The sequence below is a fragment of the Alphaproteobacteria bacterium genome, from assembly GCA_025210155.1.
GTDB lineage: Bacteria > Pseudomonadota > Alphaproteobacteria > Rs-D84 > CASDRH01 > JAOASE01.
Genome location: JAOASE010000012.1, coordinates 55,987 through 69,860, shown reverse-complemented (window position 1 = coordinate 69,860; position 13,874 = coordinate 55,987). Strand labels below are relative to the sequence as shown.

15 protein-coding genes are annotated in these 13,874 nt (G+C 29.5%); 4 read left to right on the top strand and 11 right to left on the bottom strand.

Annotation, left to right across the window (positions count from 1 at the left end; genetic code table 11):
- Positions 1-26 precede the first annotated feature (26 nt).
- From topA to rpmB, 3 genes are all read right to left on the bottom strand, one after another.
- Positions 27-2,549 carry a type I DNA topoisomerase gene (topA, locus tag N4A44_05150; GenBank protein ID MCT4553026.1) on the bottom strand — a complete coding sequence of 841 codons (2,523 nt, stop codon included), beginning with the start codon at positions 2,547-2,549 and terminating at the stop codon, positions 27-29.
- Between the two features lie 104 nt (positions 2,550-2,653).
- Positions 2,654-2,998, bottom strand: a complete 345-nt coding sequence (locus N4A44_05145) for a hypothetical protein (protein ID MCT4553025.1) — start codon at positions 2,996-2,998, stop codon at positions 2,654-2,656.
- Between the two features lie 142 nt (positions 2,999-3,140).
- Positions 3,141-3,443: a 50S ribosomal protein L28 gene (rpmB, locus tag N4A44_05140; GenBank protein ID MCT4553024.1), complete on the bottom strand. Its 303-nt coding sequence runs from the start codon at positions 3,441-3,443 to the stop codon at positions 3,141-3,143.
- A gap of 70 nt (positions 3,444-3,513) precedes the next feature.
- Between rpmB and recO the strand changes: the two genes are divergently transcribed.
- Complete coding sequence (gene recO, locus N4A44_05135) at positions 3,514-4,266, top strand: DNA repair protein RecO (GenBank protein ID MCT4553023.1); 753 nt, start codon at positions 3,514-3,516, stop codon at positions 4,264-4,266.
- Positions 4,267-4,291: 25 nt separating this feature from the next.
- Positions 4,292-4,774 (top strand): DUF3201 domain-containing protein, encoded by a 483-nt coding sequence (locus N4A44_05130; protein MCT4553022.1) that lies wholly within the window; start codon positions 4,292-4,294, stop codon positions 4,772-4,774.
- Here the strand turns inward: N4A44_05130 and N4A44_05125 are convergent.
- Positions 4,771-5,559 carry a hypothetical protein gene (locus tag N4A44_05125; GenBank protein MCT4553021.1) on the bottom strand — a complete coding sequence of 263 codons (789 nt, stop codon included), beginning with the start codon at positions 5,557-5,559 and terminating at the stop codon, positions 4,771-4,773. The genes N4A44_05130 and N4A44_05125 overlap by 4 nt on opposite strands.
- 281 nt (positions 5,560-5,840) lie before the next feature.
- On the opposite strand from N4A44_05125, the gene N4A44_05120 reads away from it, so the two are divergent.
- On the top strand, positions 5,841-6,353 hold the full coding sequence (locus tag N4A44_05120) for a hypothetical protein (protein MCT4553020.1): 513 nt from the start codon (positions 5,841-5,843) through the stop codon (positions 6,351-6,353).
- A gap of 39 nt (positions 6,354-6,392) precedes the next feature.
- On the opposite strand, the gene N4A44_05115 is transcribed toward N4A44_05120, so the two are convergent.
- Both N4A44_05115 and gyrB read right to left on the bottom strand, forming a co-directional pair.
- On the bottom strand, positions 6,393-6,779 hold the full coding sequence (locus N4A44_05115; GenBank protein MCT4553019.1) for a hypothetical protein: 387 nt from the start codon (positions 6,777-6,779) through the stop codon (positions 6,393-6,395).
- 215 nt (positions 6,780-6,994) lie between these two features.
- Entirely contained in the window at positions 6,995-9,394 is a 2,400-nt protein-coding gene (gene gyrB, locus N4A44_05110; GenBank protein ID MCT4553018.1) for a DNA topoisomerase (ATP-hydrolyzing) subunit B, read from the bottom strand.
- A gap of 290 nt (positions 9,395-9,684) precedes the next feature.
- Here gyrB and N4A44_05105 point away from each other — a divergent pair, with 290 nt between their 5' ends.
- Positions 9,685-10,452, top strand: a complete 768-nt coding sequence (locus N4A44_05105) for a DUF1460 domain-containing protein (GenBank protein MCT4553017.1) — start codon at positions 9,685-9,687, stop codon at positions 10,450-10,452.
- Between the two features lie 69 nt (positions 10,453-10,521).
- Here N4A44_05105 and rpmA read toward each other — a convergent pair whose 3' ends face one another.
- The 5 genes from rpmA to sufC all read right to left on the bottom strand — a co-directional run bounded on the left by rpmA (position 10,522) and on the right by sufC (position 13,611).
- On the bottom strand, positions 10,522-10,773 hold the full coding sequence (gene rpmA, locus N4A44_05100; protein MCT4553016.1) for a 50S ribosomal protein L27: 252 nt from the start codon (positions 10,771-10,773) through the stop codon (positions 10,522-10,524).
- A gap of 80 nt (positions 10,774-10,853) precedes the next feature.
- On the bottom strand, positions 10,854-11,147 hold the full coding sequence (gene rplU / locus N4A44_05095; protein ID MCT4553015.1) for a 50S ribosomal protein L21: 294 nt from the start codon (positions 11,145-11,147) through the stop codon (positions 10,854-10,856).
- 99 nt (positions 11,148-11,246) lie between these two features.
- The gene (locus tag N4A44_05090) at positions 11,247-11,894 is read right to left on the bottom strand and encodes an ABC transporter substrate-binding protein (protein MCT4553014.1); all 648 of its coding nucleotides are present in this window, start codon (positions 11,892-11,894) and stop codon (positions 11,247-11,249) included.
- 41 nt (positions 11,895-11,935) lie between these two features.
- The gene (locus N4A44_05085) at positions 11,936-12,874 is read right to left on the bottom strand and encodes a SufD family Fe-S cluster assembly protein (protein ID MCT4553013.1); all 939 of its coding nucleotides are present in this window, start codon (positions 12,872-12,874) and stop codon (positions 11,936-11,938) included.
- Positions 12,874-13,611 carry a Fe-S cluster assembly ATPase SufC gene (sufC, locus tag N4A44_05080; protein ID MCT4553012.1) on the bottom strand — a complete coding sequence of 246 codons (738 nt, stop codon included), beginning with the start codon at positions 13,609-13,611 and terminating at the stop codon, positions 12,874-12,876. Before sufC ends, N4A44_05085 begins: the two co-directional genes overlap by 1 nt.
- Positions 13,612-13,874: the final 263 nt, after the last annotated feature.

Below are 13,874 nucleotides of genomic sequence, written 5' to 3'. Positions count from 1 at the left end.
TTTTAGACAAATCAACTAGTAAAGCTTTATTTTTTACTAAGTAACTCCAAAGCTATTTCTAATGTTAATTTTTCTCCACCTGCTATCTTAGCTTGCAAATCCTTATCCACTGAAGCAGATTTCTTTCCAGATTTAACATAAGGACCATATCTTCCAGAAGCGTAATATAAAACTTCATTCCCCTTATCATCTTTTCCAAGAACTTCAGCTGACACTTTTTTCGCGGACTCTCTAGCCTTAGAAGCAAGATCCAAAGCAACCTCTTTACTAATAGTAAATAAATCTTGTCCTGCAGGAATTGATACAAAAGCACTACCCTTTTTAATATAAGGACCATATCTTCCTATGCCAACCTCAATCTTATTACCTTCAGCATCTTCAGCTACTTTTTTAGGTAAAGCTATCAAGAATTTAGCTTTCTTCTCATCAATCTCTTCCGGAGAAACACCTTTTGGCAAACTAACTCTCTTAGGCTTTTCAGAAGTACCTTTTTCCATTTCACCTAATTGAACATAATGACCATAAGGACCTTTTCTCAAAGTTAACTTTTTACCTTTAATTTCACCAAATTCAACAGTGCCATCTTCAGCTGATTTAGCATTCTTTTCATCAACATATTTATCATCTGGATTAATAGCCAATTGTCTAGTATAACGACATTCTGGATAATTAGAACAACCTATAAAACCACCAAATTTACCCAATTTTAATGATAACTTACCGTTTCCACAATCAGGACATTTTCTAGCTTCTTCAATAGAATCTCCATCTTTCAAATGGAATAAATGTATGGCTAAATCATTTGTTAATTTATCAGCAACTTCTTCATTACTTAAGTCATGAGCCTTTCCAACAGCATCCATAAATGGCGTCCAGAAATCCATCATAACATTTTTCCATTGCTTATCACCATTTGCAATTTCGTCTAGATTATTTTCCATACCAGCTGTAAAATCATATTCAACATACTTAGCAAAAAAATCTTTTAAGAATGCAACAACTATTCTACCTCTATCTTCACAAACAAATCTCTTCTTTTCTATCCTAGCATAATTTCTTAACTGAATAACATCTAAAATATTCGCATAAGTAGATGGGCTACCAATACCCATTTCTTCCAACTTCTTAACAAGAGATGCCTCTGTATATCTTGGAGGAGCTTGAGTGAAATGTTCTTCATCAAAAATAGATTTTTTATCTACACCTTGGCCTTCTTCCATTTTAGGAAGCATCTTAGAGTCTTCTTCTTTCTCATCTTTAGCTTCATTATAAAGAACCAAGAAACCATCAAATCCAATCATTGAACCAGTCGCTCTAAACACAGCATTTTTATCTTCAGAAACAATATCCACAGCAACCTGATTTATAACCGCGTTAGACATTTGAGAAGCAACAGTTCTCTTCCAAATAAGCTCATAAAGTCTATATTGATCTTTATCCAAATAACCTTGAATTGATTTAGGAGTTCTAGATAAATTTGTAGGTCTAACAGCTTCGTGGGCCTCTTGAGAATTCTTACTTTTGTTAGCATAAAAAATTGGTTTTTCAGGTAAATAATTGCTATCAAATTGTTTACCAATAAAACTTCTAGCACCTTCGACCGCCTCTTTAGATAACGCAACAGAATCTGTTCTCATATAAGTAATCAAACCAACTGTTTCACCTCCCAAATCAACTCCTTCATAAAGTTTTTGAGCAACCCTCATAGTATGCTTAGCAGCAAAACCTAACTTTCTAGAAGCATCCTGTTGTAAAGTAGATGTAGTAAATGGAGCATAAGGTCTTCTTTGAGATTTTTTCTTTTCAATAGCCGCAACTGAATAATCTTTAACATTCAAATCTTCAACTATCTTATTTCCTTCTTCAGAAGTTTTAATAGCAAATTTATCTAATTTAACACCATTATAATGAGACAGCTTAGAATTAAACTCTTTACCTTCTTCAGTAACAAACTTACCCTCTATTGAATGATATTCAACAGGTACAAATTTTTCAATTTCATCTTCTCTTTCACAAAGAACTCTTAAAGCAACCGATTGAACACGACCAGCAGATTTAGAACCTGGTAACTTCTTCCAAAGAACTGGAGATAATTTAAAACCAACTTCAAAATCTAACGCTCTTCTTGCCAAATAAGCATCAACCATGTTTTGATCTATTTCTCTAGGTTCCTTCAAAGCCTTTTGAATAGCTGTTTTTGTAATCTCATTAAAAACAACTCTTTTAACATTCTTTCCTTCAAATGCTTTCTTCTTATTTAATATATCATATAAATGCCACGCGATAGCCTCTCCTTCTCTATCGGGATCGGGAGAAAGAAATACATTTTCAGCTTTTTTAACTGCTTGAGCAATTGCAGAAATATTCTTCTGTTTACCTGGTAATATTTTCCACTTCATAGCGAAATCATTTTCAACATCAACTGCCCCATCAACAGGCTCTAAATCTCTAACATGACCAACAGAAGGTAAAACTTCAAAATCTTTACCCAAATATTTTTTAATAGTTTTAGATTTAGCAGGCGACTCCACTATCAACAGATTTTTCATACAACAAACTCCTAATATTTTTGATTTTAAAATAATAGGATAAAAGCTTCATAAAATCAAGATATAAAAATAGAGTGAATTTTTGCAAACTCACTCTATAAAACTTAATTTAATAATTTAACGTCTTTAAAGGACGTGCTATTAAAATAACACAGAATCTTTGGGAAACTATCATTTTTTTCTCTTTCCTGCACTTCTCCCAATATCGATGAAAGATATTCTTCACCGCCTTCTAAATCAAATCGTTCCACATTCCTAAAATTTAAAGATAAAGATATAAAAGTCTCTACCTTTTTAACTGATAAGAATTTATAAACATAATTTGAATTTTTCAATTCAGAAGGGAATAAAATATTTAAAATAATCTCTCCATCATCATCCTTGAGTTTATAAGCATTTCCATCAATAAAATACTTAAACCCACCTTGATGTTTCCATAAAATTTTCATATATCTTTAGTTTAGGGGTACACATTTTACATATAATCATTTTACAATCTAAAAGAAAATTTGTCAACAAGAAACTATTCGCAAATAAAAAATCCCCACCAATTGGTAGGAATTTCTAACTTATATAATAAACAGGTATTAATTACTTAGCAGAAGCTTCTTTTTTAGCTTTAGCTTTAACAACTCTCTTTTTAAGTTTTTTAGCATCATCTGTTAATTTTGAATTTGGTTTGTTCAATAAGTATGAATCAATACCACCATTATGTTCAACAGTTTTGATACCTTTTTTAGAAAGTCTCAATTGAATTTTTTGACCTAAAACTTCACTTAAGAAAGATACAACATGTAAGTTAGGTAAGAAAGTTCTTCTAGTTGATTTTTTTGAGTGAGCAACGTTATTACCAGTTGCTAATTTTTTACCTGTAATTTGACATACTCTAGCCATAATAAACCTCTTGATTTTTCAATAATTTGTTGCCATTATATGTATAAGATTTTTGAAAGTCAAGAAAAATATGAAGATAAAAGATAAAGGAATCTTCCTTCACGGTAGAATTCTAGGAAATTCAAACCTTTTAACAACGTTTTTCACAGAAAACAACGGTCTTTTCACAGGTCTAATAAAAAACGGCGCAACCAAGAAAAAAAGAGCTGTATATCAAACTGGAAACATATTTGAACTAAACTGGTCAGCTCGCCTTGAAGAACACCTAGGTTTATTCACTCCAAAATTAGAAAAAGGACAATCCTTCGAACTAATTTCAACCCCTCAAAAACTTAACATAATTAATAGCATATCATTCACTCTAAAAAATATCCTAGCTGAAAAAGAAGTACACCAAGGATTATATTACCATACCCTATCTCTTATTGAAAAAATAACAGATAAAAAACTTACATTACTTTCAAAAGAAGAAACATATAGATTAACATTAAAAAACTATATAAATTGGGAAATAGCATTCCTAGCTGAAATAGGTTTCGGTCTTGACTTCGAAAAATGCAATGCAACAGGTACCACAGAAAATTTAAAATACCTATCTCCAAAAACAGGAAAAGCAATCTGCGAAGATGCTGGCAAACAATTCGAAGACAAACTATTTTTAATCCCTGATTTTATATTAAACAAAACAGAACCTTCAACAGAAGAACTAAAAGATCTATTCAATATCAACAATTTCTACCTTAGAAAAAATGCTTTAAGATATTGTGACGAAGAAAAAACTCAAAAACTTCTAACTCTAAGAGAAAAAATTCTAAATAAATAAAAAAATAAATAAAGGGGATAATAAAATGGATAAAATTTCAATAATACATAACCATTTTAATAATATATATAAGATAGCCAATAATATTGAAAATATATTAAAAGAAAAAAATATTAAATTCAAAAAAGGAAATTACACCAATCATTATATCTCTATAAATAATAAATTTAAGCTTCAAAAATATTATATACCAGTATTTACTATCAAAAATACTGGAGACATTGGAATAAATATAGATAAAATATTTTTTGAAATCCCTATAAAAAAATCAAAATTAAATACAAATAAAATAAAAAAAATAGTTGAACAATTTCCTAAAATAGAAATCTATGGATACAAAAACTGCCTAAATGATTTTTACAAAAATAACGATATAGAAAAATTATTATTAAACATAAAAAACTCTCACGAAAAATTTATACAATTCAATCTAGAATCAGAAATAAGCACTAAAGCCAACGACATTGTTAATAAATTTAACTCTTTATCAATTTTAATCAAAACTTAAATAAACTTAATCTTCTTCCCAGATCTATAAAATCTTATTCCCTTAATAGATCTCCAGAAATATCTAAAGTGAGCATAAAATACTACTAAAACACCAATTATAGCAACAGCTGTAAACACTCCTAAAATAGATAAAATAAAGTTTTCCCAATAAATACTTTTAACATTATAAAGATGATTTAAAACCAAAGATTTATGATCCTTATCATCATATTTCATAAAGAAGGGTCTATAAACAAATCTCAAAAACATTGCCAAAATAGCCCAAACAGAAATTATTGGAATGAAAGAAAATATAAACACATAAATAAAAATATTATTCTTAAAGAAAGATAAAATATTATCCTCTATCCATCTTAAAATATAGTGTTGTTCCCCTTCCTTACAATCATCACAAGGAAAAACCTTTTTAAGATAATAATCAACATAATCCAACTTCAAAGGATCTTGAAAATGCTCAGACAACTGAGTAGCCTGAGAAGCTTGCTCCATCTCAATATCTTTATCCATTTCTTTATCTGTTAAATTCTTAGTACTAACAACTACCGTTCCAGCAACTTCATTAGCACTCTTCTTTAACTGACTTTTAACCTCATCTCTATTAACAACATTAAAAACAACATCAGCCTTTGAACTAATCTTATCGGCAGTATCAAAAGTATTTCTCAAATTACCTAACGCAAACAAATAAGGTAACAATAACAAAATATAAAGTAAATAAACTCCATATTTACAAACAATTTCTCTAAAATTTAAAGCTATATTTTTAACCAAAACGAACTCCATTTCTTTCCTAAAGTATAACAAAACAATAAAAAAAATAAAGTAGTTTATTTTTAACTTTACAACAGGAAAAAAACATTGCTATGATGTATAAGAAGGATATATCATTTAAATCAAAACATATGGAAAATATTTTTTATTTTTTCTCTTTTATTTTTGAAAAAATACGGAGAATCATACTAGGAAAAAAAGTACTAGTATTCATAACCGGAGGTGGTGGTAGCGGAAAAGAATTCCTCTACAATAACTTTATACCCCCAAATAAATTTTATAAATTACTCTCTATGACTTCTAGAGACCCTAGAGATGGAGAGGTTCATAACGTAAGTTACTTTTTTACAGACCTTGAAACTATTAAAAATGCTAAAAAAGCAACATATCTTCCTGTTCCAAATCACAAAGGAGAGGCTTACAAAGCTTATTGTGTAACGGAAAAAGAGGTGTTTGACAATATTGGTAAAAACTTAATATATGATGTTAATGAAGCAAAATATATTGACCAAATGATCAAATGGTTCAAAAAAAATGGACTGGATAAAAAGTATGAATTTAAAATAGCTCTATTAAAAAATCCTGAAAATAGAGCTGAAAAAATGAAAAAACGGGATCTTTCAAAAAAAGATGATTATGAAATTAAAGTTCGAATGAGAGCTGATTGCGAAGACAATATATCTTTTTATAACAAATATAATTTTAATCCTAGTTGGCACTTCCTATCAATTCCAGGAAAAGAGCAAACAAAAAAGGATAAAAAAATTAAAAAAAGATTTATTTTATGGTGCAAAATAGCTGCTTAAAATAAAAAGGGATTAGATGCTTTTTCTAATCCCTTTTTATTACTTATTTCCAAAAACAATCATCTGAGAAAATAATAATTTTCTATAAAAAACTCTAGCAAATCTACACATAAAATTCATTTCCTTAAATGACTTCATTTGGCCAGATTTTTGAACTATTAATAAAGCTTCTTCCCTATTAATAATTCTGTTCTCAGATGTTTGAAACATTCTAAATTTTGAAAATTGCCTATTAAAAATACTCGATTTCAAATAATCCTGAACATTTTTAGATGGACAATTTTTTAATTTCTTTTCTGCTAAATTATGAGATAAAGCAACAGCAGACACATCTCCAATTTTAACAACCGCTTTAACAATTCTTTCCATGATTTTAAAAATTAGGTTAGAATCACAATCTATCATAGAAAAATAATTTTTCAACAAATAAAAAACTCCCAATTAAAGGAAGTTTATTTTTCTAATTAAAAAAATATTTTAATTCAACATAAGCTAATTCATTGAAACTAAACTCTTGAAGATTTGGTTATTTTAATTTAAATATTTCCAAAAACAATTTCGCAGTGTATAAATAATATATAAGATAATTGTCTCTTGGTAATAGATATTTAAAATTCCCAAATCCCCATTATTAAAAAAAACTAAGTATCTAAGTTTGCATTAAGAGCATTTTCTTGAATGAAATCTCTTCTAGGCTCAACAACGTCACCCATCAATGTAGAAAACACTTCATCAGCTAACACAGCATCTTGAACAGAAACCTGCAACAATGTTCTCGCTTCTGGATCAAGAGTAGTTTCCCAAAGTTGTTCAGCATTCATTTCACCAAGACCTTTATATCTTTGGATACTTGAACCCTTCATTCCCAATGTAAATACTAATTCTAACAATTCAGATAATGATTTTAATTTATAATTTTTATCTTTAAATAAAACTTCTGGAGCCTTATTATAAATGTCTTCAAGACTCTTAACTGAATTATCTAAAGAAATAGCTTCATGAGAAATCAAATCACTCAATCTAACAAGATGTCTTTCTTCAACACCTCTAAGAGTTCTAACAAAATAAAAATCTCCATTATCTTGTCTATCTACTTTCCAACCTCTTTCAAAATCTTTTTCATTAGCATCCAATCTTTCAACAACATCTTTTAATAATGAAAGATCAAAATTTTCTTTACCAAGAACACCGCAAACAGCTAGTGGTTCAACAATCTTCGCTGGAATAATTTTAGACATAGAAGCTATAGATCTATTTGCCTTAACTGCTCTCTTAACTAAATCTTTAAGATCTTCTCCAAACATTCTTTCACCATCAGAATAAGTCAATGAAGCTTCTTTTGAAAATGCATCTATCAAGAAGTCTTCACGAGCTGCATCATCCTTAAGATAAATTTCAGAATTACCCTTCTTAATCTTATAAAGAGGAGGTTGAGCTATATAAAGATAACCCTTCTCTATAATTTCTGGCATTTGTCTATAAAAAAACGTTAAAATCAAAGTCTTAATGTGCGCACCGTCGACATCGGCATCGGTCATAATTATAATTTTATGATATCTACATTTTTCAACATCAAATTCTTCATCACCAATTCCACAACCAAGTGCAGTAATCATAGTCCCAATCATTTCGTTAGAAATAATTTTATCAAATCTAGTTTTTTCAATATTAAGAATCTTACCTCTCAAAGGAAGAATCGCTTGATTTTTTCTACTTCTACCTTGCTTAGCTGTACCACCCGCAGAGTCCCCCTCCACTATGAATATTTCAGACAACGCAGGATCTCTTTCTTGACAGTCTGCCAATTTATGAGCATTCGAAATGATATCATTCCCTGTCTTCTTACGAGTTAAATCCCTAGCTTTTCTTGCAGCCTCTCTAGCAGTAGCAGCTTCTATAATTTTACCAACAATAGCTTGAGCATCTGTAGGATGTTCTTCTAACCATTCTGAAAGCTTCTCATTAACAACACTTTCAACAACTGGTCTAACTTCAGAAGAAACCAACTTATCTTTTGTTTGAGATGAGAATTTAGGATCTGGAGCCTTAACAGAAAGAACTGCACACAAACCTTCCCTCATATCATCACCAGTAATATCAACATTTGTTTTCTTCAACAAATTCTTTTCTCTAATGTAATTATTAACAGCTCTTGTCAAAGCGCCTCTAAAACCAGCCAAATGTGTACCACCATCTCTTTGTGGTATGTTATTTGTAAAACAAACAGTATTTTCAGAATAAGCATCCGTCCATTGTAAAGATACTTCAACCGCTATATCATTTTTATCACCACAAACAGTAACAGGCATTTCATGCAATGAAGTTTTAGATCTACCAATATATTTGGCAAATTCTTCAATACCACCTTCATAGAAAAATTCTACTTTCTTTTCTTCTTCAGAACGAGCATCAGATAATTCAATTTTCACACCTGAATTTAAGAAAGCTAATTCTCTTAATCTATTTTCCAAAATTGAAAAATCAAATTCGATAAAATCAAAAGTTTCATCTGATGGATAGAAAGTAACTTCTGTACCAGTATCATCTGCAGTAGTTTCTCCAATAACTTTTAACGGAGCAACAGGAACACCTCTTTCAAATCTCATAAAATGGATTTTACCTTCTCTTCTAATTTTCAATTCTAACCAATCAGATAATGCATTAACAACTGATACACCAACACCATGCAAACCACCTGACACTTTATAAGAATTAGAATCAAACTTACCACCAGCATGAAGCTCTGTCATAATAACTTCTGCAGCAGACCTCCCACTCTCTTTATGAGTACCAACAGGAATTCCTCTACCATTATCAACAACCGAGCAAGATCCATCTGAATTTATCCTAACAGAACACATATCTGAATAACCAGCAAGACATTCATCAATAGAGTTATCAACAACCTCATTAACCATGTGATGCAAACCTGTTCCATCACCTGTATCACCAATATACATCCCTGGTCTTTTTCTTACCGCATCAAGACCCTTTAAAACCTTAATCGAATCTGCTGAATAATTATTATTTTGTTCTGACATAATTTCAATTTCCTTTCCAATTTTAAAACGAGTTTTTCAAAAACAAGACATCTCTCAAAGTCCTAACAACAACATAAGAAAAACCCTTAAAAATTACATAAGAAATTATAACAAAATCACCAAACAAAAACAAGGAAAAAAGAATAAAAAAACACTAGAAAAAACATACAATTTCCCAGACGAATCGTATAAAAAGAATAAATACAAGAATAAGGGCAAAAACAAGCCTTTTAACATTGCATTTAACGCCCCAATAATATATCATTATATTAATAAAAAGAGGTAAAAATATGAATAAATTTATAATATTATTAAGCGCAGTATTCGTTACAAGCTGCTCTCAAAAAAACGATATAGATTTCTCAATCGATGAAGTATCTAAAAGCTATCTAAATATAGAGTATATAAACTCACCTCTAGGGGAAGGAAAAAATGGAAAAATAAATAAAAACCCTCTTTTCAGAGAAGATGCTTTCGATTGCCAAACATTCGTTGAAACTACAATTTCAAAAAATAAATCACAATCAAATTCTAAAAATAAAATACTAAAAGAACTAAATAAAATTAGATATAAAGATGGAGAAATTTCATTTGAAAATAGAAATCACTTCATATCTGTAGATTGGCTACCAAACAATGAAAATATTTTAGAAAATATAACCGATAAAGTATTTAGTAAAAGCACAAAAACAAACACCACAATAAATAAAAAAGAATGGTTTTCAAAAACTCATAACATCAAAGTTCAAGCAGAAGATAAAATATCTACTTTAACATATATGCCCATAAGAGAGCTAACAAAAGAAAATATTAAAAACATACCCCATGAAAGTATTATTTTAATAGTAAGACCCAATTGGAACCTTAAAGAAAAAATAGGAACTAATCTCGACGTATCTCACCTAGGTTTCGCAATTAAAAAAGATAATAGCATTATCTTTAGACACGCAAGCAAAACATATCAAAAAACGATAGAAGAAGATCTTTATACATATCTTAAACAATATGAAGATAGCAAAACAATAAAAGGCTTTTCCATTATTAAAATAATCAATTAATAGAGTTATTATAAAGAAATAAAAAAGCTCTGCAAATAAGCAGAGCTCTTTTTATATTTGGATGTCCAATTAAGAAGCTACAACATGAACAAATTGTCTGTCTTTTTTCTTCTCAAATTTAACATTACCTTCAATTACTGCGAAGATAGTATGATCTTTACCAATCATAACACCATTACCAGGGTGATACTTAGTACCTCTTTGTCTAATTATGATGTTACCAGGAATTACTCTTTCTCCACCAAATTTTTTGACACCCAGCCTTCTACCAGCTGAATCTCTACCGTTCTTTGAACTACTTCCTGCGAGTTTATGAGCCATTTCTTTTCTCCAATCTCAATTAGTTTAATTAATCAGCCAACTTATCTCTCAACCGATCAACAATTTCTTAAAACAAAGTACTAAGCAGCGATTTTAGTAATCTTAATCACAGTAACGTCTTGTCTGTGACCTTGCTTTCTTCTATAGTTTTGTCTTCTTTTCTTTTTGAATACGATGATTTTAGCATCTCTCTTTTGATTTAGAACTTCAGCCTTAACCTTAGCGCCTTCAACGAAAGGTGTTCCAATCTTAGAGTCAACCATTAAAACTTCACCGAATTCAACTGTTTTTTCAGCGTCAATCTTTTCAATTTCAAGAATATCACCTTCTTGAACTTTATATTGTTTTCCGCCTGTAGTAAATATAGCAAACATTATTATTTTTTCCTTATAATTTAACTAAATTCAGTTATATTCGTTCGAATTGAACTCAAAATACAATTAAAGCCCTAAAAAGTCAACATAAAAATGAAATTATTTAAAATACTCTTCTTTCATTTTAAGAGTTTTATTCTTAATAAAATCAAGCAAATAGACAAATTCATCTTCACCCTCTTGTTTAGCTCTAAGTTTCAACGATTTAAATTCTTTTTTATAAGTTATAAGCATAGATGAACCTATGACCTTAATATCAGCAATTTTATACTCTTTACCAACTTTTCTAAGTCTAAACTGCAAATCGAAAGCCTCATCCGAATCTTTTTCTTGAACAAGTATATTAACAAACGCTTGATTATCCTTTTTAGCCTGCGTCACAGATTTCAAAGAAACACCTTGTCCATCATACAAATCAAACTTAACTATCCAAGAATAAACATTAAATTCCTCAAAAGAAATTACAAAATCTTTAATTTGATCCTTAGACAATTTTTTATAAGTTCTTCCCAATAAAAATTGGGAAACATATTCCATATCGAATCTAGATACAAAAATCTCTTCAAACTTTTTAACCTTATCTTCTTTTCTATCAACTTTAACCAACTCATTAAGAACTTCATCCAAAACAGATTGAGAAAATTTCTCAATTTCAGCCTTTTCAGAAATAGCTATAGAATCTGCATTTGCAGATGCAGTAGAAAATAATAAAATTACAAAAACAAAAAGTCTTTTTAAAACAAACATTTCTTAACTCCTAAATCTCTTTTCAATAACTTAGATTATAGTTACAAAATATTTTTTATCAACTCTTCTCTTAATTTTTCGTTTTCAACAGAATTAAAAATCTCATTAGCAAATGCATCTTTCAACATCTCTTCAGCATCAGAGTATGGAATACCTCTATTTTTCAAAAAGAAGATTTCCTTCTCATCTAAATCTGCAATCGTGAGACCATGATTAGCCTCAACATCCTCTGCAAAAACTTGCATTCCAGGTTTAGACTTAACTCTTGCTTGATCAGAAAGCAACATAACCTTATGGTATTGGTTAATATCCAATCCTTTAAGATCTTTTCCCGCTGAGGAAGACATATCACAAAAAACCTGAGATTCATCTTCAACAACACCCTTTAATAAAATATCAGAAAATGTATTACTTGCTAAATGATTAATTTTAGCAAAAATACCTGTTTCAGATTTATCAATAGCACTATAAAATCCCTTTAAAATAAAATCTGAATTTTCTCCAACTATATTAACTGAAAAAGAACATTTAAAATTACCTTCGTTTTTTAAAAATGCATCTGTTTTATAATGAGCATTCTCTTGTATATTAACATCAACAATTCTTTCTAAAGTAGCCTCACTTTCTAAATTAAAATAATGAGAATGATATAACTCTGCCCCATTAGAAATATTTAAAGCAACCTTTGATTTAATTGTAGACTTTCCTAGAGAAATATAAGTTGTTATCAACTTAACTTTTATATTAGAAAATATATTTAACATAAAAATAGAATAATCATCCTTTTCTTCATCAGAAACCACGATAAAATGAATAGGTTTTCCGGAATAATTTTTTTCATCTATATTTAATATTCCATTAAAGCCCATTGTTGATAATCTATCCTGAACAACACCGTTATAAACCACAACAGTCTCTGCCTCAAAATTCAAAAGAGGCAATCCTTTTATTTCATCTAATGAGAAATTTGTATTAAACATTATTCAAAACCCTTTTCTAAAGTTTCTTCCGCTAATTCTTTTCCACCAGAAGCTACAATTTTACCATCTTTCATAATAGAAACCCTATCAACATCAAGAATTCTTAAAAGCTTTTCATAGTGAGAAACAACAACAAACGCAGTTCCAAATCTTTCTTTCATATATTTTATACAAGAAGCAATAAGCTCAACAGCATTAACATCCACACCAGAATCTGGCTCATCTAAAAATGCAATTTTTGGTTCCAAAAGAATCATTTGCAACATTTCTAATTTTTTCTTTTCTCCACCAGAAAATCCAACATTAATATCTTTCTTTAACCATTCATCATCAATCCCAACTACTTCCATAGCCTCTCTCAATTGTCTAAAGAATTGAGGTGCTGATAAAGGCTTTTCACCCCTACCTCTTTTAACAGAATTAATAGAGTGTTTTAAAAAGTTAGAAACTGTTAAACCAGGGATTCCAACAGGACTTTGAAAAGACAAAAACATTCCTTTAAATATTTTTTCTTCTATATCCAATTCTAAAACATCTTGCCCATCTAAAAATGCGCCCCCCTCAGAAACTTCATAATTTTCTGATCCAAATAAAGACATAAGAAAAGAACTTTTTCCAGAACCATTTTTTCCTAATAAAAAGTTTATGCTAGATTTTTCCACTTGAAAATCTATACCTTTAACAATTTCTTCATCATTTTCTTTTATAATAACTTTTAAGTCTTTAACTTCAAACATTTCATTTCCTTTTTATTTTTCAACTCAAAATATTTTTCTAAAATTTCCATTTTTTTTAAATTAAACAAGTATTTTAGTTCAAACATCTCTTAAAATTTAAATCTTGAAGATTTGATTATTTTAATTTATTTTCCAAAACTAATTAAACAAGTATTTTTGTTCGAGTGGAAGCGAAGATGTTTTTCAGATTTGGTATCGTGTATAAATAATACTCGATCGCCAAAGATTAAAAATATTTCTCGCAATCAATCGTGCAAAAGACG